26 protein-coding genes, 1 tRNA gene and 1 pseudogene are annotated in these 24,773 nt (G+C 68.9%); 17 read left to right on the forward strand and 11 right to left on the reverse strand.

Annotation, left to right across the window (positions count from 1 at the left end; all coding sequences use genetic code 11):
* The first annotated feature begins 103 nt into the window (after positions 1–103).
* The 4 genes from OC490_RS11300 (at position 104) to OC490_RS11315 (ending at position 3,145) form a co-directional block, all read left to right on the forward strand.
* Complete coding sequence (locus OC490_RS11300; RefSeq protein WP_262057739.1) at positions 104–679, forward strand: TerD family protein; 576 nt, start codon at positions 104–106, stop codon at positions 677–679.
* Between the two features lie 119 nt (positions 680–798).
* Positions 799–987 carry a hypothetical protein gene (locus OC490_RS11305; RefSeq protein WP_262057740.1) on the forward strand — a complete coding sequence of 63 codons (189 nt, stop codon included), beginning with the start codon at positions 799–801 and terminating at the stop codon, positions 985–987.
* A 149-nt stretch (positions 988–1,136) separates the two neighbouring features.
* Complete coding sequence (locus OC490_RS11310; RefSeq protein ID WP_262057741.1) at positions 1,137–2,282, forward strand: DUF475 domain-containing protein; 1,146 nt, start codon at positions 1,137–1,139, stop codon at positions 2,280–2,282.
* A gap of 128 nt (positions 2,283–2,410) precedes the next feature.
* On the forward strand, positions 2,411–3,145 hold the full coding sequence (locus OC490_RS11315; RefSeq protein ID WP_262057929.1) for a Tellurium resistance: 735 nt from the start codon (positions 2,411–2,413) through the stop codon (positions 3,143–3,145).
* Positions 3,146–3,211: 66 nt separating this feature from the next.
* Here OC490_RS11315 and OC490_RS11320 read toward each other — a convergent pair whose 3' ends face one another.
* On the reverse strand, positions 3,212–3,979 hold the full coding sequence (locus tag OC490_RS11320; RefSeq protein ID WP_262057742.1) for a TerD family protein: 768 nt from the start codon (positions 3,977–3,979) through the stop codon (positions 3,212–3,214).
* A gap of 176 nt (positions 3,980–4,155) precedes the next feature.
* On the opposite strand from OC490_RS11320, the gene OC490_RS11325 reads away from it, so the two are divergent.
* From OC490_RS11325 to OC490_RS11335, 3 genes are read left to right on the forward strand one after another with little or no spacing between them, the layout of a single operon-like run.
* Complete coding sequence (locus tag OC490_RS11325) at positions 4,156–5,322, forward strand: HpcH/HpaI aldolase/citrate lyase family protein (protein WP_262057743.1); 1,167 nt, start codon at positions 4,156–4,158, stop codon at positions 5,320–5,322.
* A gap of 14 nt (positions 5,323–5,336) precedes the next feature.
* A complete protein-coding gene (locus OC490_RS11330; RefSeq protein WP_262057744.1) occupies positions 5,337–7,889 on the forward strand; it encodes a phosphoribosyltransferase in 2,553 nt (850 codons plus the stop codon).
* The gene (locus OC490_RS11335) at positions 7,889–8,692 is read left to right on the forward strand and encodes an HAD family hydrolase (protein ID WP_262057745.1); all 804 of its coding nucleotides are present in this window, start codon (positions 7,889–7,891) and stop codon (positions 8,690–8,692) included. Before OC490_RS11330 ends, OC490_RS11335 begins: the two co-directional genes overlap by 1 nt.
* A 63-nt stretch (positions 8,693–8,755) precedes the next feature.
* Here the strand turns inward: OC490_RS11335 and OC490_RS11340 are convergent, their stop codons facing one another.
* On the reverse strand, positions 8,756–8,971 hold the full coding sequence (locus OC490_RS11340) for an FmdB family zinc ribbon protein (protein ID WP_262057746.1): 216 nt from the start codon (positions 8,969–8,971) through the stop codon (positions 8,756–8,758).
* A gap of 298 nt (positions 8,972–9,269) precedes the next feature.
* Between OC490_RS11340 and OC490_RS11345 the strand changes: the two genes are divergently transcribed.
* The 3 genes from OC490_RS11345 to OC490_RS11355 all read left to right on the forward strand — a co-directional run bounded on the left by OC490_RS11345 (position 9,270) and on the right by OC490_RS11355 (position 14,063).
* Entirely contained in the window at positions 9,270–11,453 is a 2,184-nt protein-coding gene (locus OC490_RS11345; protein ID WP_262057930.1) for a transglycosylase domain-containing protein, read from the forward strand.
* Positions 11,454–11,506: 53 nt separating this feature from the next.
* Positions 11,507–12,784: a hypothetical protein gene (locus tag OC490_RS11350; protein ID WP_262057747.1), complete on the forward strand. Its 1,278-nt coding sequence runs from the start codon at positions 11,507–11,509 to the stop codon at positions 12,782–12,784.
* 109 nt (positions 12,785–12,893) lie between these two features.
* On the forward strand, positions 12,894–14,063 hold the full coding sequence (locus tag OC490_RS11355; protein WP_262057748.1) for an amidase domain-containing protein: 1,170 nt from the start codon (positions 12,894–12,896) through the stop codon (positions 14,061–14,063).
* 29 nt (positions 14,064–14,092) lie between these two features.
* Here the strand turns inward: OC490_RS11355 and OC490_RS11360 are convergent, their stop codons facing one another.
* Together OC490_RS11360 and OC490_RS49325 are read right to left on the reverse strand one after the other, a co-directional pair.
* The gene (locus tag OC490_RS11360) at positions 14,093–15,481 is read right to left on the reverse strand and encodes a hypothetical protein (protein ID WP_262057749.1); all 1,389 of its coding nucleotides are present in this window, start codon (positions 15,479–15,481) and stop codon (positions 14,093–14,095) included.
* A gap of 153 nt (positions 15,482–15,634) precedes the next feature.
* Complete coding sequence (locus OC490_RS49325; RefSeq protein ID WP_315986670.1) at positions 15,635–15,844, reverse strand: Arc family DNA-binding protein; 210 nt, start codon at positions 15,842–15,844, stop codon at positions 15,635–15,637.
* 28 nt (positions 15,845–15,872) lie between these two features.
* Here OC490_RS49325 and OC490_RS11370 point away from each other — a divergent pair, with 28 nt between their 5' ends.
* Both OC490_RS11370 and OC490_RS49330 read left to right on the forward strand, forming a co-directional pair.
* The gene (locus OC490_RS11370; RefSeq protein ID WP_262057750.1) at positions 15,873–16,724 is read left to right on the forward strand and encodes an RNA-guided endonuclease InsQ/TnpB family protein; all 852 of its coding nucleotides are present in this window, start codon (positions 15,873–15,875) and stop codon (positions 16,722–16,724) included.
* Between the two features lie 29 nt (positions 16,725–16,753).
* Positions 16,754–16,996 (forward strand): annotated as a pseudogene (locus tag OC490_RS49330) (RNA-guided endonuclease TnpB family protein); the annotation flags it as partial.
* 149 nt (positions 16,997–17,145) lie between these two features.
* Here OC490_RS49330 and OC490_RS49335 read toward each other — a convergent pair.
* Positions 17,146–17,403 (reverse strand): hypothetical protein, encoded by a 258-nt coding sequence (locus tag OC490_RS49335; protein ID WP_315986673.1) that lies wholly within the window; start codon positions 17,401–17,403, stop codon positions 17,146–17,148.
* 203 nt (positions 17,404–17,606) lie between these two features.
* Here OC490_RS49335 and OC490_RS11380 point away from each other — a divergent pair.
* Positions 17,607–17,681 (forward strand) — tRNA-Val (locus OC490_RS11380).
* 194 nt (positions 17,682–17,875) lie between these two features.
* The gene (locus tag OC490_RS11385; RefSeq protein ID WP_262057751.1) at positions 17,876–18,283 is read left to right on the forward strand and encodes a hypothetical protein; all 408 of its coding nucleotides are present in this window, start codon (positions 17,876–17,878) and stop codon (positions 18,281–18,283) included.
* 15 nt (positions 18,284–18,298) lie between these two features.
* Here the strand turns inward: OC490_RS11385 and OC490_RS11390 are convergent, their stop codons facing one another.
* Entirely contained in the window at positions 18,299–18,694 is a 396-nt protein-coding gene (locus tag OC490_RS11390) for a nuclear transport factor 2 family protein (protein ID WP_262057752.1), read from the reverse strand.
* Between the two features lie 45 nt (positions 18,695–18,739).
* A complete protein-coding gene (locus OC490_RS11395; protein WP_262057753.1) occupies positions 18,740–19,096 on the reverse strand; it encodes a hypothetical protein in 357 nt (118 codons plus the stop codon).
* Between the two features lie 497 nt (positions 19,097–19,593).
* Here OC490_RS11395 and OC490_RS11400 point away from each other — a divergent pair, with 497 nt between their 5' ends.
* Both OC490_RS11400 and OC490_RS11405 read left to right on the forward strand, forming a co-directional pair.
* The gene (locus OC490_RS11400; protein ID WP_262057754.1) at positions 19,594–20,319 is read left to right on the forward strand and encodes a class I SAM-dependent methyltransferase; all 726 of its coding nucleotides are present in this window, start codon (positions 19,594–19,596) and stop codon (positions 20,317–20,319) included.
* Between the two features lie 214 nt (positions 20,320–20,533).
* A complete protein-coding gene (locus OC490_RS11405) occupies positions 20,534–21,178 on the forward strand; it encodes a class I SAM-dependent DNA methyltransferase (RefSeq protein WP_262057755.1) in 645 nt (214 codons plus the stop codon).
* A gap of 116 nt (positions 21,179–21,294) precedes the next feature.
* On the opposite strand, the gene OC490_RS11410 is transcribed toward OC490_RS11405, so the two are convergent.
* The 3 genes from OC490_RS11410 to OC490_RS11420 all read right to left on the reverse strand — a co-directional run bounded on the left by OC490_RS11410 (position 21,295) and on the right by OC490_RS11420 (position 23,502).
* Entirely contained in the window at positions 21,295–22,020 is a 726-nt protein-coding gene (locus tag OC490_RS11410) for a helix-turn-helix domain-containing protein (RefSeq protein WP_262057756.1), read from the reverse strand.
* A gap of 88 nt (positions 22,021–22,108) precedes the next feature.
* Positions 22,109–22,570 carry a hypothetical protein gene (locus tag OC490_RS11415; protein ID WP_262057757.1) on the reverse strand — a complete coding sequence of 154 codons (462 nt, stop codon included), beginning with the start codon at positions 22,568–22,570 and terminating at the stop codon, positions 22,109–22,111.
* Positions 22,571–22,596: 26 nt separating this feature from the next.
* Positions 22,597–23,502, reverse strand: a complete 906-nt coding sequence (locus OC490_RS11420) for a ketopantoate reductase family protein (RefSeq protein ID WP_262057758.1) — start codon at positions 23,500–23,502, stop codon at positions 22,597–22,599.
* A gap of 122 nt (positions 23,503–23,624) precedes the next feature.
* On the opposite strand from OC490_RS11420, the gene OC490_RS11425 reads away from it, so the two are divergent.
* Complete coding sequence (locus OC490_RS11425) at positions 23,625–23,852, forward strand: DUF2277 domain-containing protein (protein WP_262057759.1); 228 nt, start codon at positions 23,625–23,627, stop codon at positions 23,850–23,852.
* Between the two features lie 131 nt (positions 23,853–23,983).
* Here the strand turns inward: OC490_RS11425 and OC490_RS11430 are convergent, their stop codons facing one another.
* Positions 23,984–24,625, reverse strand: a complete 642-nt coding sequence (locus OC490_RS11430) for a DedA family protein (RefSeq protein WP_262057760.1) — start codon at positions 24,623–24,625, stop codon at positions 23,984–23,986.
* Positions 24,626–24,773: the final 148 nt, after the last annotated feature.

A 24,773-nucleotide genomic window follows, 5' to 3' on the forward strand; every position in this document is an offset into this window, starting at 1 on the left:
TTCACCCCCAGGCGCCGCACGGTTCACGTGCGGCGCCTGGCGGTCCCCCTCTGGGGGAGTGCAGGACAACTCACACAGCATCGCCTCGGGGAGGACCAGCACAATGGGCGTCACACTCGCCAAGGGGGGCAACGTCTCCCTGTCCAAGGCCGCACCGAACCTCACGAACGTACTGATCGGGCTCGGCTGGGACGCGCGTTCCACCACCGGAGCCGACTTCGACCTCGACGCCAGCGCGCTGCTGTGCAACGGCGGCCGGGTGCTCGGGGACGAGTGGTTCATCTTCTACAACCAGCTCAAGAGCCCGGACGGCTCGGTCGAGCACACCGGCGACAACCTCACCGGTGAGGGCGAGGGCGACGACGAGTCGATCCTGGTCGACCTCACCAAGGTGCCGGCCAACGTCGACAAGATCGTCTTCCCGGTCTCCATCCACGACGCCGACAACCGCGGCCAGACCTTCGGCCAGGTCAGCAACGCCTTCATCCGCGTCGTCAACCAGGCCGACGGCCAGGAACTCGCCCGCTACGACCTCTCCGAGGACGCCTCCACCGAGACGGCCATGATCTTCGGCGAGCTCTACCGCTACCAGGGCGAGTGGAAGTTCCGCGCGGTGGGACAGGGGTACGCGTCGGGGCTGAGGGGCATCGCCCTAGACTTCGGGGTCAACGTTTCGTAAGGGGCCGCTCACTCGGGGTGGCTCGGCGACGACAAGAGAGAGCCACCTGCTGCGCCTGGTAACGAGGCAGGTGGCTCTCGGGAGCTCGCCGCCCTCGGAAGGACGGGAGTCCGTTCATTATGCCCAGCGAACCGCAGCAGCCCGAACAGCGCCCCGCCCAGGCGATCAACGCACTCATGTACTGCGCGGCTCTGATCGCCGGTGTCGTACTGGTCGTGGCCGGTCACGCCACACCTGTCGAGGCGTCCGGTTATGTCTCCCCGTTTCTCGTGATCTTCGAGGGGACGAAGTCGCGTTCGCACGGCTGAACGCCCAGGACCTGCGGGTTACCCGACCGGTACGGGGTAGCTGTCCCGGTCGGGGTGGTCTCCCTCTAGACTCAGTGCTCGACGTCAAATTTTAAGTAAAGCCGAGTGCGGCGCGGGGGAGACCCGTACACACAGGGATTGGGTAGCCAGTGCTTCTGAAAACCTTCGGCTGGTCGTTCGCGGTCACCGCGCTCGGCCTGGTCGCGGCCGCGTTCTACGGGGGGTGGGAAGCCTTCGGAATCGTGGCGATCCTGGCCGTCCTGGAGATTTCGCTGTCCTTCGACAACGCGGTGGTCAACGCCGGGATCCTGAAGAAGATGTCCGCCTTCTGGCAGAAGATCTTCCTCACGGTCGGCGTCCTGATCGCCGTCTTCGGCATGCGGCTGGTGTTCCCCGTCGTCATCGTCGCGGTGACCGCCAAGAAGAATCCGATCGACGCGGTCAACCTCGCGTTGACCGACAAGGACCAGTACCAGCAGCTGGTGACCGACGCCCACCCGGCGATCGCGGCCTTCGGCGGCATGTTCCTGCTGATGATCTTCCTCGACTTCATCTTCGAGGAGCGGGACATCCAGTGGCTGCGCTGGATCGAGCGCCCGCTCGCCAAGCTCGGCAAGGTCGACATGCTGTCGGTCTGTATCGCGCTGATCGCCCTGCTGGTCACCTCGATGACCTTCGCGGTCCACGCCCACCAGCACGGCGGCGCCCACGCGGACAAGGCACAGACGGTCCTGATCTCCGGTATCGCCGGCCTGATCACGTACATGATCGTCGGCGGGCTCTCCGGCTACTTCGAGGACAAGCTCGAAGAAGAGGAGGAGCGGGAGCACGAGGAGGAGGAAGAGGCCGCGCGCACCGGCAAGCAGCGCCCGGCGGTGGTCCTCGCCGGCCAGGCCGCGTTCTTCATGTTCCTCTACCTGGAGGTCCTGGACGCGTCCTTCTCCTTCGACGGCGTGATCGGCGCCTTCGCCATCACCAACGACATCGTCCTGATGGCGCTGGGCCTGGGCATCGGCGCGATGTACGTCCGCTCGCTGACGGTGTACCTGGTCCGCCAGGGCACCCTGGACGACTACGTCTACCTGGAGCACGGCGCCCACTACGCGATCGGCGCCCTCGCCGTGATCCTCATGGTCACCATCCAGTACCAGATCAACGAGGTCATCACCGGCCTGGTCGGCGTCGTTCTGATCGGCTGGTCGTTCTGGTCCTCGGTCCGCCGCAACAACGCGATCGCGGAAGCCGAGGGAAAAGCCGGCTCGGACGAGAAGACTGAGGTCTCGTCCGGGGTGTGACAAGCTCCCTGGTAAGGGAACGCTCTGTTCGGGGCGGCAGACAGAGGACATGCCCTCGGTCCGCCGCCCCGACGGCTTTGTCATGCGGCATGCGAATGCGGCACGTGGATGTGGACGTGGGGGCGGGAATGGGCTTCTTCGACGGGATCTGGCGGCGTGAGGCCGACTTCGACTCGGGCAGCGCGGCCAGCAACGCGATCGAACTGACCAAACGGCACCACCAGGTCTCGCTCACCAAACAGGGCGCGGCCACCGGCAACCTGCGCGTCAACCTCACCTGGCGCATGCGGACCTCCGACATCGGCGGCCCCCAGCGCGACAGCCTGCTGCGCCACCCCTTCAAGGCCCTCAAGCCGCCCGAGGTCATGGGCCACAGCCAGAGCATGGTCAACGTCGACCTCGACCTGGGCTGCCTCTACGAACTCATGGACGGCACCAAGGGCGTGGTCCAGCCCCTCGGCGGCCTCCTCGGCGACGTCAACTCACCCCCGTACGTGAAGCTCAGCGGCGACGACCGCTTCGGCTCCGCGTCCGGCGAGACGATGTACGTCAACCTCGACCACCGCGACGAGATCAAGCGCCTCCTGGTCTTCGTCTACATCTACGACCAGACCCCGGCCTTCGACCGCACCCACGCGATCGTCACCCTCTACCCCAGCAACGGCCCCCGCATCGAGATAGGCCTCGACGAACGCCACCCCCAGGCCCGTTCCTGCGCGGTGGTGATGATCGAGAACGTCAAGGGCGAACTCGTCGTCCGCCGCGAGGTGAAGTTCGTCTACGGCTTCCAGGCAGAACTGGACCGCCTGTACGGCTGGGGACTGCAGTGGGGGCGAGGCTACAAGACGAAGGTCGAGCGCTAGTTTTTTAGGGGCGCGGGGAACTGCGCGCCCAGCCCCCACCGACCGGCACCCGAAAACCGCTCACCCTCAGATGAACTGCGGCCCCTGCGGCGGCAAGCGGAAGTCAGGATCCACCGCACTCGCCGAAGGCACCGGCTGCGGATACCCGTACGTCCCCGCGGGAGCGGCCTGCGGATACCCGTACGCAGGCTGAGTCACCGGCTCCTGCGTCTGCGGATACCCGTACCCGGACGACTGCGCCGGAACCGCCGGAGGCAACGGCTGTGAGGTCTCGGGAACGCCCGCGGCCTCCGACTCGTCGACCGTGATACCGAAGTCCGTGGCCAGTCCCCGCAGCCCGTTCGAGTACCCCTCGCCGAGCGCGCGGAACTTCCACCCCTCACCCCGCCGGTACAGCTCCCCGCAGATCAGCGCGGTCTCCTCGCCGGTCTCCGGCTTGATGTCGAAATACAGCAGCGGCTCACCCTCGGCGACGGCGGCGTCGTACAGCGTGATGCGCAGGCCCAGTACGCGATCGAAGGTCTTGTCCTCCGCCGATGCGACCACCAGAATCCGGCTGACTTCGGGCTCGACACCGGCCAGATCTGTCTGGATCGTGTCGGTGGGGCCCTCGGCGACACGCTTCTTGCCGAGCCACCAGACCTTCCCGGAGGGGTGCCGGGGCTGGTTGTAGAAGACGAAGTCCTCGTCGGAACGCACCTGACCGGCGGGGCCGAGGAGCAGAGCAGAGGCATCCACGTCCGGGACACCCTGTCCGGGCGTCCAGCGCAGCACGGCACGTACCGTGGTGGCCTCCAACGGGACGTTCGACCCCTTCAGCATCGCGTGCGTCATGCGGTCATCCTGCCCTCTCGGTCCTGGTCACGACAACGTGGGGGTTCGGACACCGACACGGCCGAGTTACCTGAAGTTCATGCCCGGCGGGAACCCCTGACATGGATTTGTACGTACTATTACCGGCCACCTATCGAAAACAATCACGAACCACAACGTCACCACGGGGGAGCTTTATGCGTCATTTCGGGCACATTGCCCCTGAGGTACGGCAGCGTCTCTTCTTCCAGGAGCCGTGCGAGTTCGACGCGGACTCCCCGGCCCGGCTGCTCGCCGCCGCCCTCGGCGCCACGCTCTACAGCCCGGCCACCCGGCCCCACCTGGCCGACGACATCGTCAAGCTGGCCGGGCGCGGCGTCGTGTCGATGGTGCTGTGCCTGGAGGACTCGATCGGCGACGAGGACGTCCCGGCCGCCGAGGAGAACCTCGTCCAGCAGTTCACCGAGCTGGCCGCCCGCCCCGACACGGAGCTCCCGCTGCTGTTCGTCCGGGTCCGCGTGCCCGAACAGATCCCCGATCTCGTCCGCCGCATAGGCCCGGCCGTACGACTCCTCTCCGGCTTCGTGATGCCGAAGTTCACCGAGGAGAGCGGCATGCCCTTCCTGGAGGCGCTGGCCGCCGCGGAGGTGTCGAGCGGCCACCGGCTGTTCGGCATGCCGGTCCTGGAGTCGCCCGAGCTGCTCTACCGCGAGTCGCGCGTCGAGACCCTGGAGGGCATCTCCCGCGCCGTCGACAAGTACCGCGACCGCGTCCTCGCCCTGCGCCTGGGCGTGACGGACTTCTGCTCCTCCTACGGCCTCCGCAGGGCCTCCGACATGACGGCCTACGACGTCCAGATCGTCGCCAACGTGATCGGCGACGTGGTGAACATGCTGGGCCGGGCCGACGGCACCGGCTTCACGGTGACCGGCCCGGTGTGGGAGTACTTCCGCGTCCAGGAGCGCATGTTCAAGCCGCAGCTGCGCCGCAGCCCCTTCCTGGAGGGCCAGGCGGAGGAGCTGCGCGAGGCGCTGATCGAGCACGCCATGGACGGACTGCTGCGCGAGATCGCCCTCGACCAGGCCAACGGGCTGATGGGCAAGACCTGCATCCACCCCACGCACGTGCTGCCCGTGCACGCGCTGTCCGTGGTCAGCCACGAGGAGTTCTGCGACGCACAGGACATCCTGCGGCCCGAGCGGGGCGGCGGGGGTGTGCTGCGCTCGGCGTACACGAACAAGATGAACGAGGTGAAGCCGCACCGCGCCTGGGCCGAGCGGACCATGCTGCGCGCCGAGATCTTCGGTGTCGCACGCGAGGACGTCGGCTTCGTGGAGCTGCTCGCCGCCGGAATCCCCGGCTGAATCGCAAGGGACGCATGAACAAGGCAGTGAACAACGGGGTCTGGTCCGGCAGTTGGGTCGCGGAGCGGCTCGGCGTCGAACTCCTCGGCGACCCCGAACTGACCGACCTCCTGGGCCTGGCCCTCCGCCGCAACCCCAAACGGGCCCACCTCCTCGTCTCGAACGTGCTCGGCAAGCACGTCCCCCAGTCCCCGTCGATCGTCTACGGCTACGGCTTCACCCTGGGCCGCCGCGTGCGCGACCTCCTGGGCCCCGACGAGTCCCGCCGTGCGGTGGTCCTCGGCTACGCGGAAACCGCGACGGGCCTGGGCCACGCCGTGGCGGACGGCATCGCCGTCGCCCCCTACCTCCACTCCACCCGCCGCCCGGTCCCCGGCGTGGCCACGGCAGGCGGCTTCGAGGAGTCCCACTCCCACGCGACCTCCCACCTCCTCCTCCCCGAGAACCCCGCGCTGCTGGCCGGCGAGGGCCCCTTGGTCCTGGTGGACGACGAGTTCTCCACCGGCAACACGGTCCTCAACACCATCCGCGACCTTCACGAGCGCTACCCGCGGGACCGGTACGTGGTGGTGGCCCTGGTCGACATGCGCTCGGCGGCGGACGCGGGCCGCCTGGACGAGTTCGCGGCGGAGATAGGCGCGAGGGTGGACCTGGTGGCAGCGGCTTCGGGCACGGTTCGCCTGCCGGCGGGGGTCCTGGAGAAGGGGCAGGAGTTGGTGGCGCGGTACGAGGCAGGGGGTGCCGGGACAGGTGGTTCGTCGTCGGCCGCGCCGTCCGGGCCGGCCGCGCAGTTCCCCGCGCCCCTGAAAACCGACCTGAGCGCCAACCCCCCAGGGGCGCGGGGCAGTGTCGATATGCGGCTCCGCCGCGGGGCGCGCCCAGCCCCCACCGGCCCGCAGCCAAAACGAGTCGACCTCCGCTGGCCCAACAACCTCCCCGACGGCGGAAGACACGGCTTCACCCCCGCCCACCGAATACGCCTCGAACGCGCCCTCCCCGCAATGGCAGCCCGCCTCGCAGAGGCACTCCCAGAAGACGCGCACCGCGTACACATCCTCGGCTTCGAAGAGCTGATGTACGCCCCCCTGAGACTCGCCCGCGAGCTGGAGCAGATCGTCGACGCCGACGTCACCTACTCCACCACCACCCGTTCCCCCGTCCTCGCGGTCGACGACCCCGGCTACGCGATCCGCACCCGCCTCACCTTCCCCGCCCACGACACCCCCGCGGACGGCCCCGGCGACCGCTACGCCTACAACATCGCCGGCGCCGGTTTCGACGCGGTGGTCGCGGTCGTCGACTCCCGCGGGGACACCCCCGAACTGCACGGACTGCTCGCCGAGTTGGCCGCGCACACCCCGCACGTCGTCCTCGCGGTGGTCCCCTCGTACGTCCCCGAAAGGCCCCCCATGCTGCCCGAGCCCCTCCGCGGCCCCGCCTTCTCCTCGTACGCGCCGGAAGAGGTCGGCTGGCTGCTCCAGGATCTCTCGGACGTGACGCTGGAGGCGCCGACCGAGGAGCGCGAGGAGGCCATCCAGAGCGGTGGTGCGCACTACGCGGAGTCGCTGCCGGTGGAGTACCAGCCCAGCGAGCAGTACCAGGAGCTGTTCCACACCGCACTGGACGAGGCCGCCGGCCGACTCGCGCTGGCCGTGGGGGCAGTCACCGAACTCGTCCTCGCCGAGCGCTCACCGCGCCCCGTGCTCGTGTCCCTCGCCCGCGCCGGCACCCCCGTAGGTGTCCTGATGCGCCGCTGGGCCCAGTACCGCCACGGTCTCGACCTGCCGCACTACGCCGTGTCGATCGTGCGCGGCCGAGGCATCGACGCCAACGCGCTGCGCTATCTCGCCGCCCATCACGACCCGGCCGACGTCGTGTTCGTCGACGGCTGGACCGGCAAGGGCGCCATCACCCGCGAACTCGCCGACGCGATCCGGGAGTTCGAGGAGTCCGACGGCGTCACCGGCTTCGACCCGGAGATCGCGGTGCTCGCCGACCCCGGCTCCTGCGTGAAGACGTACGGCACCCGTGAGGACTTCCTCATCCCCTCCGCCTGCCTCAACTCGACCGTGTCGGGGCTCATTTCACGCACGGTGCTGCGCTCCGACCTGGTCGGCCCGCACGACTTCCACGGCGCGAAGTTCTACCGCGAACTCGCCGGCGCGGACGTCTCGGTGGACTTCCTGGATGCCGTCGCCGCCCGCTTCCCGGAGGTCACGGACGCCGTGGTGACCCTGGCCAAGGAACTGCTGGCCGCCGACCGCACGCCAACCTGGGAGGGCTGGGCGGCAGTTGAGCGGATCAGCGAGGAGTACGGCATCCACGACGTGAACCTCGTCAAGCCCGGCGTCGGCGAGACCACCCGGGTGCTGCTGCGCCGGGTGCCCTGGAAGATCCTCGCGCGGGCCGGTGCCGGTGCCGACCTCGACCACGTCAGACTGCTCGCCGAGCAGAGAGGCGTGCCCGTCGAGGAGGTGGCCGAACTGCCGTACACCTGCGTGGGGTTGATCCACCCCAAGTACACGCGCGGTGCGACCGGTGCCGACGGCAAGGCGGTGTCGGTCTGATGCCGGTACTCGTCGCGAGCGACCTCGACCGTACGCTCATCTACTCCTCGGCCGCCCTCGCCCTGACCATGCCGGACGCACGGGCGCCCCGGCTGCTCTGTGTCGAGGTGCACGAGAGCAGGCCGCTGTCCTTCATGACGGAGACGGCGGCCGGACTGCTCACCGAACTCGGTGACGCGGCCGTGTTCGTGCCGACCACCACCCGCACCCGCAAGCAGTACCAGCGCATCAGCCTGCCCGGCCCGGCACCGAAGTACGCGATCTGCGCCAACGGCGGCCACCTTCTCGTCGACGGCGTGACCGACGAGGACTGGCACGCCGGGGTACAGGCGAAGCTGGCCGCCGAGTGCGCTCCGCTGGAGGAGGTCCGCCAGTACCTGGCCGACTCCGCCGACCCGGCCTGGGTGCGCAAGCACCGCGTCGCCGAGGACCTCTTCGCCTACCTCGTCGTGGAGCGCGAACTCCTCCCCGAGGAGTGGGTGAAGGAGCTCGCGGTCTGGGCGGAGAACCGCGGCTGGACGGTCTCCCTCCAGGGCCGCAAGATCTACGCCGTACCCAAGCCCCTCACCAAGAGCGCTGCCATGCGAGAGGTGGCCCACAGAACTGGTGCCGACCTCACCCTCGCAGCAGGCGACTCCCTCCTGGACGCCGACCTCCTGCTGGCGGCCGACAAGGGCTGGCGCCCGGGCCACGGCGAACTGGCAGACGAGGCTTGGACGGCCCCCAACATCACGGCCCTACCGGAGCGAGGCGTCCTGGCAGGCGAGCGGATCCTTCAGGAGTTCCTGAGGGCAACGCCTTAAGGGGCGCGGGGAACTGCGCGCTCAGCCCCCACGCACCCGCACCCGACAACGCACCGGGCTCACCTAGCCGCAGCAGCCCCCACCGCAACAACCACCGCCCCCTCCGCCCGCTGCAGGCGAGGGGGCGGACGACGTACCGCCCACCGCCACAGCCGACAGCAACTTCACCGTGTCGTCATGCCCGGAGGGGCAGTCCGCCGGCGCGGAAGACTCCGCCATCGGCCGGCTGACTTCGAACGTGGATCCGCAGGTGCGGCAGCGGTACTCATAGCGAGGCATGACATCAGGCTAACGCCGAGCTGACATGAAGACGGCACCTTGTTTTTTCATGAAGGTTTCGGCTGTGTCCTGTTCTGTCGTTTTCTTATATGGAGAACTTGCGAAGACCACTGGTAATTTGAGTCCGCCGCGTGACCTGTGAGGCCGAGGGGAACCGGGATTTGCAGCCGCGTCCACGGCAACCTTGTAAGACCCTCGTACGTCTGTGCGTCTGCCTGTGCGAGCAATATGGAGTGCGGAGGGAGACGTAGTGACCCACGAGGGGGAGGGGGAGCAGCCTCAGCGGCCGGACGAGACCATGCAGCTGAAGCTCCCTGCCGGGTTCCGGCCGGACGAGACCATGCAGTTGCGGTTGTCCGACCTGGCGATACCGGAGGCACCCGAGATACCCGAGGGGGAGACGAAACCGGTACGGCACCGGGGCCGCAAAGCCCCCCGCCCGTCCCTCCGCACCCGTCTCTCCCGCCTCGCCCAGGCCCTCGGCCCCCGCTTCGCTCCCCTCATCGCCCGTCTCGCCCCGGTCGTGATCTTCCTCACGCCGTACGTCCGCAAGATGCGCCCGCAGTACCCGCGCCCGGGCCGTACCGACTGGCGCCGCTGGATACCCTCCTGGCGGCAGTGGGTCGGAGGGGTGGCCGCCTCCGTCGGGCTCAGTGGTCTGTTCCTGGTCGTCGCCTACGCGACCACCGACATCCCCTCGGACCTCAACACGTACGCGACCCAGCAGGACAACGTGTACTTCTGGTCCGACGGCACGCCCATGGCCCGTACCGGCTGGGTGCAGCGGCAGGCCATGCCGTTGAAGGACATTCCGACCGATGTCCGCTGGGCGGTGCTCGCCGCCGAGAACGAGAGCTTCTACAGCGATCCCGGCATTTCGATGAAGGGCATCGCCCGCGCCCTCTATCGCACGGTCGGCGAGGGTGACACCGAGGGCGGCTCGACGATCACCCAGCAGTACGTCAAAAACGTCTATCTGACCCAGAACCAGACGGTGAGCCGCAAATTCACCGAAGCGATGATCTCCCTCAAGCTCGACAACAAGATGAGCAAGGACAAGATCCTTGAGGGCTATCTCAACACCAGCTGGTTCGGCCGCGGCACCTACGGTCTGCAGCGTGCGTCCCAGGCCTACTACGGCAAGGACGTCAGCCAGCTCAACGCCAGCGAGGGCGCCTTCCTCGCCTCCCTGCTGAAGGGCGCGGGCCTCTACGACCCGACGATCAGCAAGGCCAACCACGCCCGGGCGGTGGCCCGTTGGTCCTGGATCCTGGACCGCATGGTGAAGATCGGCAAGCTGTCGCCGGCCGAGCGCGCCAAGTACAAGACGTTCCCCGAGCCGCTCAAGGAGTCGCGGACCTACGACACCGGCAAGCAGAGCGACTACCTGGTCGAGCTGGCGACGCAGTACGCGAAGAAGACCGGGCACATCTCCGACAAGGACTTCGACCTCGGCGGCTACCAGATCTACACGACCTTCGACCGCAACCGCGAGACCGAGCTCACGGACGCCGTCACCAAGGCCCGCAAGGCCGCCCAGAAGGACGACCCCGCCAACGCGAAGGCCGCGCACTACGGCGCCTCCTCGGTGGCCTCCGACGGCCGTATCCTCGCGGTCTACGGCGGCCCCGACCACCGTACGCAGGGCTTCAACGAGTCCAACGCGACCACCGTCCCGGCCGGTTCGGCCTTCGAACCCTTCGTCTACGCCGCCGCGTTGGAGCACGGTGTCACCAAGACCCGGGGCAGACCGCCGACCCCGGTCACCCCTCAGACGCTGTACGACGGGAACGACGGCGTGCCGGTGACCACACCGGAGGGGCCGTACTGGGACCGCAGCGGCAAGAAGGTCTCCGCGCACAACGACGGCAAGAAGTCCTACGGGCAGATCAGTCTGCGTCAGGCCCTCGCCCAGTCCGTGAACACCCCGTTCATGCAGCTCGGCATGGACACCGGCCTGTCGACCGTGCGGCAGACCGCCGAGGCGGCCGGACTGCTCTCCTCCAGTTTCGGGGCGCAGGTACCCGCGCTGTCCCTGGGCAACGCCACACCCAGCGCCCTGCGGATGGCGAGCGCGTACGGCACGTTCGACGCCGGGGGCGTCCACACCGAGCCGTACTCGGTCCGCCGTATCACCCGCAACGGCGCCGGGGTCGTGCTGGAGCGGCCGAAGCCGAACCGGGCGATGAGCAAGACCACCGCCGACGAGGTGACGGAGGCGCTCGCGGACTCCTTCGGTCTCGCGCATCCCGCCGCCGCCCAGACCGACGGAGCCGAGGTGGCGGGCAAGACCGGTACCACCCAGGACGACACCGCGGCCTGGTACGTCGGCACCGCCAAGTCCGTGTCGACCGCCGTCGTCGTCTACCGCATCGACCTGAGCAAGAGCCTCGAACCCCTGCCGCTGAAAGGAATCTCCGGCACCCCAGTCACCGACGTCCCCTACGGCATCTGGTCGAGAGCCATGACCCCGCTCGGCTGAGCTCGGCTGACCACCGCAGCGCAACCGCCACCTCCTCGCAGAATGAGCCGCCCATGAAGCCCCCGACGAAGGCGCCGTCCGGCCGCCGCCGCCGAGCCCGTGAACCTCGCCGTACCCCGAAGCCGGGATTCCTCACCCTGGCCGTGTTCCTTGTCGTCGCCTCTCTGGTGACCGGGTATCTGGCGTTGAACCGGGACAGTACGACGCCGACCGCGTCGGCCGGCAAGAACGCCTCGCCGAAGTCGACCAAGGAACCCGTCTGGGACGGCAAGACGCAGGTGCTGGGGGACGGCTCGACCTCGTACACGGGGCCGCAGAAGGACCAGTTGAAGGCCGTACCGCTCAAGCCCGGTGAGAAACCACCCCAGTTCGTCGTCTTCTCCTGGGACGGGGCCCTGCAGGGGGACGACAAACTCTTCTCGCACTACCGGGAGATGGCCAAGGAGTACAACGCCCACATGACCTTCTTCCTCACGGGCATCTATCTGCTGCCCAAGAGCAAGAGGGACCTGTACCACCCGCCCATGCACCCGGTGGGCTCCGCCGCCATCGACTTCCCCACCGACCAGCACATCCGCGACACCCTGGAGCAACTCCGCCTGGCCTACGAGCAGGGCAACGACATCGGCACCCACTTCAACGGCCACTTCTGCGAGGCCAAGGGCGGCGGTGACTGGAGCGTCGCGCAGTGGAAGAGCGAGATCGACCAGTTCTTCTCCTTCGTCGAGAACTGGAAGACCAACACCGGCTACACCGACATCCCGGCCCTGCCCTTCGACTTCAAGAAGGAGGTCGTCGGCGGCCGTGCCCCCTGCCTGGAGGGCCAGCCCAACCTCCTGAAGGCGCTGAAGGGTTACGGCTGGAAGTACGACGCCAGCTCCCCGGGCGACTTCCAGATATGGCCCACCAAGAAGGACGGCCTCTGGGACTTCCCGCTCGAACTGCTCCCCTACGGGAACAACATCCAGGCCCTGTCGATGGACTTCAACTTCCTCTACAACCAGTCCAACGGCGCCACCCAGGGCGACCCCTCGAAGTTCGCCGACTGGGAACAGAAGACCATCGACTCGTACATGGCCGGCTTCAACCGGGTCTACTACGGCAGCCGTGCGCCCCTGTTCATCGGCAACCACTTCGAGAACTGGAACGGCAGCATCTACATGAAGGCGATCGACACGATCATCCCGAAGATCTGCACCAAGAAGGGCGTGAAGTGCGTGTCCTTCAAGGAGTTGTCCGACTGGATGGATGCGCAGTCGCCGCAGACTTTGCAGCAGTTGCGCAGTCTGGACCCGGCCCAGTCGCCGGACTGGTCCACGGTGGTCAAGTGACCTGTCGCGACTGGTGAACTCACCAACCGCAACCCCCTTCACAGTAGCCACACATGGCGTGCGAAGATGCCCTCGCCCGGTAGGCGTACCGGCGTAGAGGGGAACACCATTGAAATCCAGAAAACTGAGCCGTAGCCGGAGCCGCACGGCCATAGTCACGGCGGCGGCGGCCTCCGTCGTCGCCGGGGTCGCCCTCGTGCCCAACTGGAGCGCGGGAGCGGCCGTAGTCAACGACCCGACCGTGGACGCCTCGACCAAGGCGACCTTCCAGAAGCTGGCCGACGCGGTCTTCACCGACCGCACCCAGGCCCTCGTCCACGGGGCGACGACGAAGCAGAGCACCTCGCGCTTCTCGGGCGACGTCCGTCTCTCCAGCACCCAGACGCGCGACGAGAAGTCCGCGCTGAGCGCGCTGCGGGGCCGCCAGAGCAGCATCGCGAAGCTCGGCGAGACGTACAGCACGGGCAGCACCAAGGTCACGCTCGACGCGACCCGGGTCACCGGCCGTACCGCCAAGGCCGACGTCACCGAGACGACCACGCTGACGTACGCGAAGGCCACCGCCGGCGCACCGAAGACCACCGGCTTCCAGGCCCACCACGAGTTGACCTTCAAGGCCGACCAGCAGGGCACCTGGCAGCTGTCGAACATCCAGGACACCGACACCGGCGGCCTCGCCGTCAACACGGTGGCCAAGCCCGCGGTCAAGGCGTCGCCCGCCCCTGCCGACGACGGCAACACCACGCCGGACGCACCGCGCGCGGCCACCACCCGCAACCCGGTGGCGGTCCCGAAGACGAGCACGGCGTACGACTACAAGGCGATGGCGACCTACGCCGAGAAGTACTGGAACGTGTACAACACGGACTACCCGAACTTCAACGGCCACGCGGACGGCGGCGACTGCACCAACTTCGTCAGCCAGTCCCTGAAGGCCGGCGGCTGGAAGCACGTCCCGGGCTACGTCTACGACTACACGAAGTGGTTCGGCACCGCCGACATCCAGTCGGACTCCTTCGTCGGCGTCAACGAGTGGTCCTGGTTCGCCCAGAACTCCAAGCGGACCACCCCGCTCGCCAACGTCTACCAGGCGGAGGTCGGTGACGTCATCCAGGTCGACTTCGACCGGGACGGCGCGAAGGACCACACGATGATCGTGACGTACAAGGCCAACGGCATCCCGTACGTCACCTACCACTCGAACAACACCTACCGCAGGTCGCTGTCGAGCCTCATCGCGTCGTACCCGAACGCGTACTACTACGCCTACCGCACCTGAGCCTCGCAGGTCGGCACCCGCCGCCGGGCTCAGTGTCCGGCGGCGGTCCCGCGCTCCTCGCGGATCTGGCCGACCACCCGCGCGACCGTCTGCCGTACGGCCTCCGTCTCGGTCAGGAAGTGCCAGTAGTCCGGGTGACGGCCCTCCAGCGTGGCGACCGCGCGGTCGAGGCGGCCGACGGCGTCGTCCAGGGGCCGGGCGTGCCGCGGCTCGGGCGTGGTCCGTCCCGACATCGCCAGGCGCTGGGCGTCACGGATCGCGAAGCGGGTGCGGTCGATCTCCTGCTGCGGGTCCTTCTGTACGGCGTTCAGCCGCCGCAGCCGGTCACCGGCCGCCGACACGGCCTCGTCGGTGGTGTTCAGCAAAGCCCGCACCGTCGACAGCAGTGACGTGGCGTCCGGCCAGCGCTGCGCGTCCCGCGCGGCCTGCGCCTCCTTCAGCTTCGCCTCGGCCTGCCGTACGTTCTCACCGGCCTGGTCGGGCACGTGCTGGAGGTCCTGCCAGCACGCGGCCGAGAACCGCCGCCGCAGCTCGCTCAGCACCGGGTCGACCTGGCCCGCGCGGGTGGTGAGCGCCTGCGCGCGGGTCCGCAGCGAGACCAGCCGGTGGTCGATCTCGGCGGCCCGCTCGGGCAGTTGACCGGCCTCGGCCGTGATGGCCTCCGCCTCCCGCGCGACCTGCGTGGCCCGCTCCAGCGTCTGCGGCACGCCGTGCTGCCCGGCGCCCTGGTTCAGCTTCGTGAGCTCCGGCCCGAGCTTGGCGAGCCGCCCGGCGAGATCGTCGGCCCGCAGTCCCGACGCCCGTACGGCGTCCAGCGCGTTGCTCGCGGCCAGCAGCGCCTGCCGGGCCCGCTCCACGGCCGGCGCCAGCCGCGCCAACTGCGTCTCCGCCTTGCCGAGCAGCGGACCGAGCCCGCTCTCGAACCGGTCCAACTCCTGCTTGACCTGGCCGAGTTGATCCTTGGCGGCGGTCAACTCGGCACGGGCCTGGTTCGCGGCGGCGGCCTCCAGATCGTCGCGGTCGAGGTCGTGCGCGTCCACGGCGTTGATGTAACGGCCGCTCGCCTCGTCGATCCGCCGGCCCAGCGCCTCGAAGTCGCTCACCGCGCGGCGCGCGGCCGGCGAGTCGTCGACCGCGGTGATGGTGTCTATCGAGATCCGCAGATCCCGCTGGGCGGTGTCCAGCTCGTAGAACGCGGCGGCGGCGGCGTCCTTGGCGGCCTGCGCCTCGGCCCGCTGACCCTCGGCCCGCCCCCCGAACCAGCGCCGGGTGCCACCGCCCGCGAACGCGGCGGCCAGCGCCGGTGCGGCGAGCAGCGGCAGGCTCATCAGCGTGAGGGTGTCGAAGGCGGCACGGGCGGCGGAACCGCGCCGGGACCGTGTGAGCGGCGAATACGGCTGCGCAGGTGTCGCCGTCACATCCCTCTCCCGTGTTGTGCGTCCTGACCGTTGTCATTCTCCCACCGGTAGAGGACGAACACACGGGCCGGTCAGTTCGCGTTCCGCACCGTGACTTTCCCGTCGCCGGTGTGGGCGGTCACCACCTTGCTTTCGAGCAGGGTGCCTAGTCCTTCAGGGCCTGGGTGAACGCCCATTCCCGTGTAGCGGGGCAGGGGAGGCTGAATCGCCGCCAGGGTGATTCGGCGTCTCAGGAGCGACGGCGGTGAGGCCGGCCTCAAGCAGGTGCAGCATCTCGGAGTTGAGAGACCGCCGGTCGGTGGCCGCCTGGCCGGTCAGTCGTTGGTGAAGGTCTTCAGGCAGGCGAAGCGTAAATTTGATCATGCCGTCATTGTGCCGCTACCATGGTGGCATGTCACGTTTCCGGATGTATCCGACGAGTGAGCAGGCGGGCATCGTGCTCGGCCACTGCGCGCACGCCCGGTACGTGTGGAACCTGGCCGTCGAGCAGCACTCCCACTGGCGCAAGGACAGGAAGGCGGCGCCGGGTTTCGCCGAGCAGTGCCGCCAGCTCACCGAGGCCCGGCGGGAGAACGAGTGGCTGCGCGAGGGCAACGCCGACGTGATGCAGCAGGCCCTCAAGGACTTCGCGCAGGCCAAGAACGCCCGCTTCACGTCCGCGTTCGGTGAACCGACCTGGCGCAAGCGGTTCCGACACGAGGGCTTCCGCGTCATCGGCACAGACCGTGTTCCCGAGTCGGAGCTGGACGACAGCCCGAAGCTGAACGCCAAGACCGGCAATCAGGTCATGGGCCGCTCGGTGGTGGTGCAGAAGCTCAACCGGCGCTGGGCGCAGGTGAAGGTGCCCGGCTGCGGCTGGGTTCGCTTCCGCCTCACCCGCACCGGCCTGCCGGAGGCGAAGACGTACCGGGTCACCTTCCGCAACAATCAGTGGCACATCGCTTTCGCCGTCATCCCCGAACCGGTCCCCGCGCCCGGCACGGGTGAGGCCATCGGCGTCGACCGGGGTGTGGCCATCACGGCCGCCCTCTCGGACGGTCGCAGGCTCAACTGCCCCCAGCTCACGGTGAAAGAGCGGGCGCAGATCCGCAAGCACCAGCGCCGCGCCGCCCGCGCCCCGAAGGCAGTGAGCGGAAGACCGCCGAGTACGCGAAGGCCGCCAGGCTCAAGGCCCGAGAAGCCGACCGGCGCAAGGACTGGTGCGAGAAGACCTCCACCATGCTCGCCCGGACGTACGGCGTGATCCGGTTCGAGAAGCTGAACATCAAGAACATGACCGCCAGGGCCAGGCCGAAGCCCGACCCGGAGCAGCCTGGCAGGTTCCTGAAGAACGGCCGGGCTGCCAAGGCCGGGCTGAACCGGGCCATCCTGGCCCAGGGCTGGGGTCTGCTGCGCCGCCGTACCGAACACAAGGCTCCTGGCCGGGTCGAGGACGTACCCGCCCCCTACACGTCTCTGCGGTGCAGTGCCTGCGGATGGATCGAGAAGAAGTCGCGCAAGAGCCAAGCCGACTTCGTCTGCGTGTCCTGCGGGTTCACCTGCAACGCCGATGAGAACGCAGCAGTCAATGTCGCGGCAGGACAGGGCGGGATCCCCCGCCCCCGGCATACCGCCGGTGCCGGAGGGGTGACAGCGGCCACCAGCCGTTCGAACGCCCGTGAACCTCAACCCACGTGGGTTGGAATCCCCTCTTGTAAGAGGGGGAGGATGTCAAATGGGAACTCGACGAGTCTCGTCTCGTCCGAGTCGATGGTGAGGGCACGGCCCGGCAGCGCGAAGGCCCGGTGATCGGGGTGCTTGTCGTCACCGGCGGAGGCGGTACCGCAGGCGGTGGCGCCGAGGATCAGCAGGGCGAGGATGCCGGTGGCGGTCGCGGCGCGGCGACGGGTACGGGTACGGGTACCGGCATGGGTACGGGTCACGATGGTTTCCCTCTGGGGCGGTCGCGGAGTCCCGGTGACTCCTACGGCTCCCCTCGCCCGTAGGGAGCGACGCTCCTCAGGGGCATCCGGTGCGCTCCCGGACCCGGGGTGGGGAAAACCCCCGGCACTTCTCCGGGGGATACGGGTGGGGATACGGGTTTGCAGGACAGGCCCCCTGGCAATGTAGGCTGTCGACTCGTCCTGGGCGCGTAGCTCAGGGGTAGAGCGTCGCCCTTACAAGGCGAATGTCGGCGGTTCGAAACCGTCCGCGCCCACCAGGATAAACAGCAGGTCAGAGGCCTTCCGGGGAGATCTCCGGGAGGCCTCTTTCCGTGCTCGGAGTCCACCTCGCCCTGCGGGATGCGCCGCACGGGCCACCGGGTTGTCGCCTGCCGTCCAGACCCGCCCGGGTTTCTACGGAAGGTGCCGGAAGGCGCTCGCGGATTTCGGGGGCGGTGGGCAGGATGGGCTCATGACTCAACCTGGCGCCACGCCCTCGGGTTCCGTGTTGTCCCTGTGGTCGAAGGACTCGGTGTTGTCGATCGGTTCGGTGGGGTCGGTGCTGTCCATCGGTTCCGTCGGGTCGGCCCTGTCCGTCGGGTCGATCGGGAGCTCGCTGTCGGCCGGGTCGATCGGCTCGGCGCTGTCGGTGGTCTCGGCGGGCTCGTGGCTCAGCACGGGGTCCGTACTGTCCGCGCAGTCACGGTGGTCGGTGCTGTCGTGGCGTGCGACGCGCGGGTTCCGGGCGGTCGGGGCCGGGTCCGGAGCGGGGACCGGCACCGGGGTCCGTTTCGGCGGGGTGCCGGTCGTGGGAGCGGTCGGGGTCGTCGGGGCTGTGGCGGCCTTGGCACTTGCCCAACGGGCGCTGCGTAAGCCGTAGTTGGGGACGGCGGGGTCAGGACCAGAACTCGTTCGACCTGTCGATGTCCTCGACGCACTCGTCCAGGTCCGTGATCCTGTCGCCGAGGATGCGGAAGACGATGCCGCCGGTCTCGTCGATGCGCTTGCCGTCGCGCTCGGCCGTGACGTGGTGGAGTGTGACCGCGTGGCCCCGGCCGTCGACCAGGACGTTGCGCAGTTCGACGCGCAGGGTGCCGTTCGTCTGAGCGAAGAGCTGACCGTACATGTCGATGGCTGCGTCCAGGCCCTTGAAGTCGCCGGACAACGGGTGGGTGCCGGGAACGTGGTGCGTGACGTCCGAGGACATCAGCCCGCGCAGGGTGTCCATGTCGCCGCGGACGAAGGCGTCGTAGCCCTTGCGGACGAGGAGTGCGTGCGGGTGGTCGGCCATGATCGATCGCCGCCTCTCGGTTGCTTCGGCGATATAAGGCTTCTCTCAGCCATTGTCCGCCTTGTCGTCCACCGATGGCGCCTCGTGGGCGTGCTTCAGCTTCATTCGTGACTCGACGCGCTCCGCCGCGGTGACTTCCGTCCAGAAGCGGTGGCCGCTGACGAAGACCGCGAGTTCGTGCTCACGCTGCCGGAGCTTCTCCACCTCGGCCTGTTCGTCGGGCGTCCAACCTGGAGAGGCGGGGCGTTCCACCTTGCGCCAGCCGCCCGTGTCGCTGAACCCGTCCAGGGGCTCGACCGACCAGGGCAGCCGCTTCAGCAGGGACGTCAGCTCTGCCCGGACCTGATGCAGCTCCTCCTGACCGGCGAGGAGGTCGCTAGGGAAGTCATAGGTCGTTGCCACGCGCTAATGCTACGCCTGTTCGAATTTGGGTCGCGAGTTCCTTCCGGGACTTCATGCGAACGGGTGTGGGCGGTACGGGGGGTCAGGCGGTACCGGTGCGTCCGTTCCGGTGGCCCAGGGGTGGGGAGAGCTTTGCGGGCTGGTACCTCTGTGCGACGACGGGTCGGCATATCGGCTACGAGTCGTGGCTGGAGCGGGACAGTCTGAACCTCCTGAATGCGGATCCGCAGGTGACGGGGATCGCGTCGCAGCCGTTCTGCCTGCTGCACCGGCACGACGGCGGGTGTCCGCGTCGGCATGCTCCCGACTGTTTCCTGCGCCTTGCGAGCGACGACCCCAGGGAGACATGGCGCTGCTTTCTCGACGACCACGACACCTGGATCCCCCTGACCCCACCATCACGGCGCTCCACATCGCCGTCGCCCGGGAATCTCAGCCGGCCGAGTCCCGGGAAACCCAGTGGCTCTTCGGGCCCGGCTCTGAATACGTTCGGCCGCATGGCAGACGACTGCTTCGGGCATCCACGACTCGCCGCGATCTACGATCCGCTCGAACCCGACCGCAGCGATCTCGATGCCTACCTCCGGATGGCGGAAGAGTTCGGCGCGTGCCAGGTTCTGGACATCGGCTGCGGCACAGGGGTGTTCGCACTTCTCCTGGCCGACCGCGGGATCGAGGTCGTCGGCATCGATCCCGCCCAGGCATCCGTCGATGTCGCCCGGGCCAAACCGGGCAGTGAGCGAGTGCACTGGATCTGCGGTGACGCCACGGCCCTCCCGCCACTGCAGGTCGACCTCGCGACGATGACAGCGAACGTCGCCCAGGCCATCGCCGATCCGGACACCTGGCAGAAGACCCTCCGGGGAGCCTACGAAGCGCTACGGCCCGGCGGGCGCCTGATCTTCGAAACCCGTGATCCGGCCAGACGCGGCTGGGAAGAGTGGACCCGGGAGAACTCCTACCACGTGACGGAGATCCCGGGCGTCGGCTCCGTCGAGAGCTGGGTCCAGCTGATCGAGGTGAGTTGGCCCCTGGTGACCTTCCGCTGGACCTACGTCTTCGCAGCGGACGGACAGGTGCTGACCTCGGACTCGACGCTGCGTTTCCGGGAGCGCGACGAGGTGGAGACGGACCTGGTCACGCACGGCTATGTGGTGCAAGACGTGCGCGATGCGCCTGACCGGCCAGGCAGGGAGTTCGTCTTCCTGGCACGACGTCCCTGATCCACAGTGATCCACGCCATTTGAACTTCAATGGCACACGCTCAAGGTTTCGATGGCACAGGACACGGGTCGTCGAAGCGTCCGGTGCCGGTGCCGGTGTCAGGTGTTGCGTCTCGAAGGATCTGGTCTCCGTCTCAAGTGACCTGGTCTGGTTCCTAGTTGATCTCAGCTGATCCGGCTCGTCATCCTGATTGCTGCACTACTCTGCCGAGCCATGAACGCGGACCGCTGGTTGGCAGACACCCGGACCTCCTACGACACGGTCGCGGTCAGCTATGCCGACCAAATACGCGAGGCTCTGGCCGGGGCGCCGTATCTTCGGGCGGCTCTGGCGCTGTTCGCCGACTTGGTGCACGCCGCCGGCGGTGGGCCGGTGGCGGACGTGGGCTGTGGACCTGGACACGTCACCGCTCACCTGCACGAGCTGGGTGTGGACGCTTTCGGCATCGACCTTTCGTCCGTGATGATCGACGTGGCTCGGCGTGACCACCCCCGCCTGCGGTTCGAGGTGGGCTCGATGACCGACCTCGGCCTCGCCGATGCTTCAGTCGTCGGACTGCTCGCATTTTGGTCGTTGATTCACGTCCCCGACGAAGCAGTGCCCATGGTCTTCGGCCACTTCCGGCGCGTGTTGCGTCCCGGCGGACCACTGCTGCTCGGCTTTCACGTCGGCGACGAGTCGAGGCTGAAGACGCAGGGCTACGGCGGCCACCCGATGAAGGTCCACGTTCACCGCCGCCGGCCCGACCAAGTGGCGGCCTGGCTACGCGATGCCGGGTTCACCGTCGAGGCCCACATGCTGATCGACCCCGACGAGAGCGTTCCAGGTGCGGTCCTCTTCGCACGCCGTCAGTCCTAGTCACTCAGGCGTGGTACCAGTTCGAAACGGCAGAGCCGGACCCAATCGGCTGAGCCGGCATCCGGCAGCCACTCGCCCGGGACCACATCACCTGGGGTTCCCGGTATCCCCACGTCTCAGCTGAACTGGTCGCCGCAGGCCAGGAGTCCGACCAAGGGCCTGATCATTTGAGACGGGACATCAGGCGACCGTGGCTCCCCCCTCCGGGGAGTCGGTGGAGCGGCTGAGTTTCTCCCAGGCGTCGAAGCCGTCCTGGACGCGTCGGCGCCCGGCGGCGACCAGGCGTAGCGCGTCCGAGCCGAGCAGGACGTGTACGGGAGGCCGGTCCGCGTCCAGCAGGGTGAGGATGGCGTCGCCCGCGCGATCGGGGTCGCCGATGCCCTGACCCGCGAGGGCCTGGCGCCGGGTTCGGATCGGGTCGAACAGGGCGTCGTAGTCGGCGATGCTGCGTGGTGCGCGGACCAGTGACCTGCCGGCCCAGTCGGTTTTGAACGCGCCGGGAGCACCTGTCGCAGCGCCGGTCGCAGTCGCGACGAGTGCTCGTCCCGGTCCTTGCGCCCGGCCGTGGTGCCCGCGAGGGCGAACAGATGCCGCCGCTCGATGTCGTCGAACCGCAGCGCGTCGCAGAGGGCATGCAATACCTGTTCGGAGGGCTGCCGGGCGCGGCCTTGTTCCAGCCGGGTGTAGTACTCGGTGCTCACCCCGGCCAGCCGCGCGACCTCACCGCGCCGCAGACCGGCGACCCGGCGACCGGCGCCGAACTCGACCGGCAGACCGATCTCCTCCGGCGTGAGTCCGGCACGGCGGGCCCGCAGGAAGTCGCCCAAGTCGTTGTTGGCCATGCCCCGAGTCTTCTCTTCAGCCGGCCGATCACCAAGGGGATGGCTGGCCCTGCCAGTACTACACACCAGGTCGGGCGAGGCAGCCGTTTCAGACGGTGGTCGGGTCCGTCGCCGTCGGCTCCGTCGACGCCTCGTCGTCGCTCATGGCCACGTAGACGGTCACGATCGAGGCGACCACGTCGATCTCCGCCGGGCCGACGAGCCGCAGCCAGACGAGCTCTTCCAGACCGTCGAACCGGCGCACGAAGGCAGCCGCTTCCTCGGGCCAGGGAAGCGGTGTCCTCGGCAGATGGATCACGGAGATCGCGTCGACGAAGCAGCCGGAGAGCCCGGGGCCCTTCGACAGCCCGACATGGCGGAGGCCGGCGAGGGAGATGATGGCCTCCGGCTTCGACGGCCCGTCCCGGAGGGTGATCTCCAGTGACTCCTCGTCGTCCTGGGCCTCGAAGGAGACCCGGGCGATGAAGTGATGGGCGAACGGCGCCAGCAGCCTCGCGGCACTCGCACACCGGTTCCTGAACGCGTCCTCTGCCTGATCCAGCCCCGTCACAGGCGGAGACTATCGGGCGGCACCGGTCAGTTGGGCTGCGATGCCCTCAACTCCCTTACCAGTCCTGCCGTTACCGGCACCGCGATGCCCTGGCGTTCCGCCGCCCGCAGCAACGCCCCGCCGATCGCGTCCAGTTCGAGCGGGCGGTGCGCCTCGGCGTCGCGCTGCATCGACGACTTGGTGCCCGGAGGGAACGTGTCGTAGCGGGCCAGCGCCCCCACCGGGTCGGACGGGCCGCCGTAGGACCGGCTCACCGCGGCCGTCTCCTCCAGCAGGGCCGTCAACTCCTCGCGGTGGCGCGTCCGGACGTCGCCGAGGGGGAGGCCGTAGCGGGTGGTGAGGAGGGCGAGGGGGGCCAGGAACGTCATCTTGGCCCAGAGCGCCGCCGTCTCGTCGGGCAGGACCCGGGTGGTGGGGCCGGCCGTGCGCAGTGCGGCTGCCAGTGCTTCCAGGCGTTCGCGGGGGACCGGATCGCCCGTGAGGTCGATCTCCGCGAACGGGCTGCCGTGCTCAATCACCCCCCGGGCGACGCGAGTTGACTCGACCCGGATGATCGCGGGGGCGACCTGGGCGGGCGGGTAGTGGGCGCGCAGGCGGGCCGGATGTTCCACGCCGTTCAGGAACGGGACGAGGAGGCTGTCGCCGAGCGCCGGTGCCGGGACGCGGGCCAGTGCCGCGTCGAGCGCCGTCGCCTTGACCGTGATCAGGCAGGCGTCCACCGGTTCGCGCAGTTCCGTGTCGGCCTCCACCGGTGCCGTGAAGTCGCCGAAGGAGGCGCTGCGGACCCGGATTCCGTTGCCGCGGAGGGAGTTGGCCGTTTCTTCTCCGGCCAGGCAGATCACCCGGTGGCCGGCCCGGGACAGCAGCGCCGCGAGCAGGCCGCCCACGCCGCCGGGACCCAGTACGGCCACGGTGAGTCCGTCGTTCGCCATGTTCTTCGTCCTCTCGTCGGGTCGGCCCCGTGCACGGTGACGGTGGCCGCCTCGGCAGGATCATCGCAGGCGGGTTCGGGAGAGCGGCGGCGGTATCCCTTTCGGGGCGCGAGACTGGACGTATGTGCCGCAGTATCAAGACTCTTCGACCGCCCGCCCTGCCCGACGAGGCCACGGAGGAGGAGATCCGCGCCGCCGCGCTGCAGTACGTGCGCAAGGTCTCCGGGTTCCGGGCGCCCGCCGCGCACAATCGCGAGGTCTTCGACCGCGCGGTCCATCTGATTGCCGACGCGACGGCTGAGCTGCTGGCCGACCTTGAGGTGAGGGGGGCTTCGCGGGGAGCGCAGTGACCGATCTGCGGGCCGGTGGGGGCTGGTCGCGCCCACGCGGCGGAGCCGCACATGTGACAGCCCCGCGCCCCTAAATGGCGGTCGCCTTCGGCGGCCGGCCTTGGGGCGCGACAGCGCGGCTCCGGGCTGCTCTACGGCGCCGCAGTCGCCTCCGCCGCCCCCGGCTGCCGTCGCATGACATACGCCGCCCCCGCCCCCGCCCCGAACAGCGCCGCGAACGACACCCCCGTCGCCAGCCACGTCGTCCCGAGCCACTGTGCGCCGTAGTAGCCGAGCGCCACGCTGTACGCCGCCCAGGACAGGCCTGCCAGGGCCGACCAGGGGAGGAAGTCGCGGGCGCGGCGGTGGGCGGCGCCCGCGCCGAGGGAGACCACCGAGCGGCCTGCGGGGGCGAAGCGGGCCAGGATGACCAGGGCGCCGCCGCCGCCCGCCAGGGCGTGGCCGAGACGTTCCTGCGCGGTGGTGAGCCGGCGGGAACGGGAGATGGCGCGGTCGAGGCGTTCGCCGCCCAGCCAGGCCAGCCGGTACGCCATCAGGTCGCCCAGGACGGACGCGGCGGCGGCGGACGCGATCAGGGCCAGGATGCTGGGGACCTCGTGCGGGACGGGAACGGCGTCGGCCGCCGCGCCGGTGCCCGCTGCCGCCGCCGTGGCCGCCGCGACGACCAGCACACCGCTCGGCAGTACCGGCAGGAACACATCAAGGAGGACGGACACGGCGATCATGGCGTAGATCCATGGGCTGCCGGTCAGCGACCCCACACTCTCGAACAACGCATCTCCCCGTGAACTCCCCCGTGGGCCGCGGCAGCAGCGGCCAGTGACAGCCATACAGCGTACGCCTGGGTGGGGACAGGAGATTCACGGGGGGCACGTGTGATCGGCACAGCTTGTTCACTCGGCTGCCCCGTCCCGAGGGGCG

This window comes from Streptomyces sp. STR69 (assembly GCF_024519455.1).
Taxonomy (GTDB): Bacteria; Actinomycetota; Actinomycetes; order Streptomycetales; family Streptomycetaceae; genus Streptomyces.

Coding starts and splice junctions, on each gene's coding strand:
- OC490_RS11300 (WP_262057739.1), top strand. CDS start 104: ATGGGCGTCACACTCGCCAAGGGGGGCAACGTCTCCCTGTCCAAGGCC.
- OC490_RS11305 (WP_262057740.1), top strand. CDS start 799: ATGCCCAGCGAACCGCAGCAGCCCGAACAGCGCCCCGCCCAGGCGATC.
- OC490_RS11315 (WP_262057929.1), top strand. CDS start 2,411: ATGGGCTTCTTCGACGGGATCTGGCGGCGTGAGGCCGACTTCGACTCG.
- OC490_RS11320 (WP_262057742.1), bottom strand. CDS start 3,979: ATGACGCACGCGATGCTGAAGGGGTCGAACGTCCCGTTGGAGGCCACC.
- OC490_RS11325 (WP_262057743.1), top strand. CDS start 4,156: ATGCGTCATTTCGGGCACATTGCCCCTGAGGTACGGCAGCGTCTCTTC.
- OC490_RS11330 (WP_262057744.1), top strand. CDS start 5,337: ATGAACAAGGCAGTGAACAACGGGGTCTGGTCCGGCAGTTGGGTCGCG.
- OC490_RS11335 (WP_262057745.1), top strand. CDS start 7,889: ATGCCGGTACTCGTCGCGAGCGACCTCGACCGTACGCTCATCTACTCC.
- OC490_RS11340 (WP_262057746.1), bottom strand. CDS start 8,971: ATGCCTCGCTATGAGTACCGCTGCCGCACCTGCGGATCCACGTTCGAA.
- OC490_RS11345 (WP_262057930.1), top strand. CDS start 9,270: ATGCAGCTGAAGCTCCCTGCCGGGTTCCGGCCGGACGAGACCATGCAG.
- OC490_RS11350 (WP_262057747.1), top strand. CDS start 11,507: ATGAAGCCCCCGACGAAGGCGCCGTCCGGCCGCCGCCGCCGAGCCCGT.
- OC490_RS49325 (WP_315986670.1), bottom strand. CDS start 15,844: ATGATCAAATTTACGCTTCGCCTGCCTGAAGACCTTCACCAACGACTG.
- OC490_RS11370 (WP_262057750.1), top strand. CDS start 15,873: ATGTCACGTTTCCGGATGTATCCGACGAGTGAGCAGGCGGGCATCGTG.
- OC490_RS11385 (WP_262057751.1), top strand. CDS start 17,876: ATGACTCAACCTGGCGCCACGCCCTCGGGTTCCGTGTTGTCCCTGTGG.
- OC490_RS11390 (WP_262057752.1), bottom strand. CDS start 18,694: ATGGCCGACCACCCGCACGCACTCCTCGTCCGCAAGGGCTACGACGCC.
- OC490_RS11400 (WP_262057754.1), top strand. CDS start 19,594: ATGGCAGACGACTGCTTCGGGCATCCACGACTCGCCGCGATCTACGAT.
- OC490_RS11405 (WP_262057755.1), top strand. CDS start 20,534: ATGAACGCGGACCGCTGGTTGGCAGACACCCGGACCTCCTACGACACG.
- OC490_RS11410 (WP_262057756.1), bottom strand. CDS start 22,020: ATGGCCAACAACGACTTGGGCGACTTCCTGCGGGCCCGCCGTGCCGGA.
- OC490_RS11420 (WP_262057758.1), bottom strand. CDS start 23,502: ATGGCGAACGACGGACTCACCGTGGCCGTACTGGGTCCCGGCGGCGTG.
- OC490_RS11425 (WP_262057759.1), top strand. CDS start 23,625: ATGTGCCGCAGTATCAAGACTCTTCGACCGCCCGCCCTGCCCGACGAG.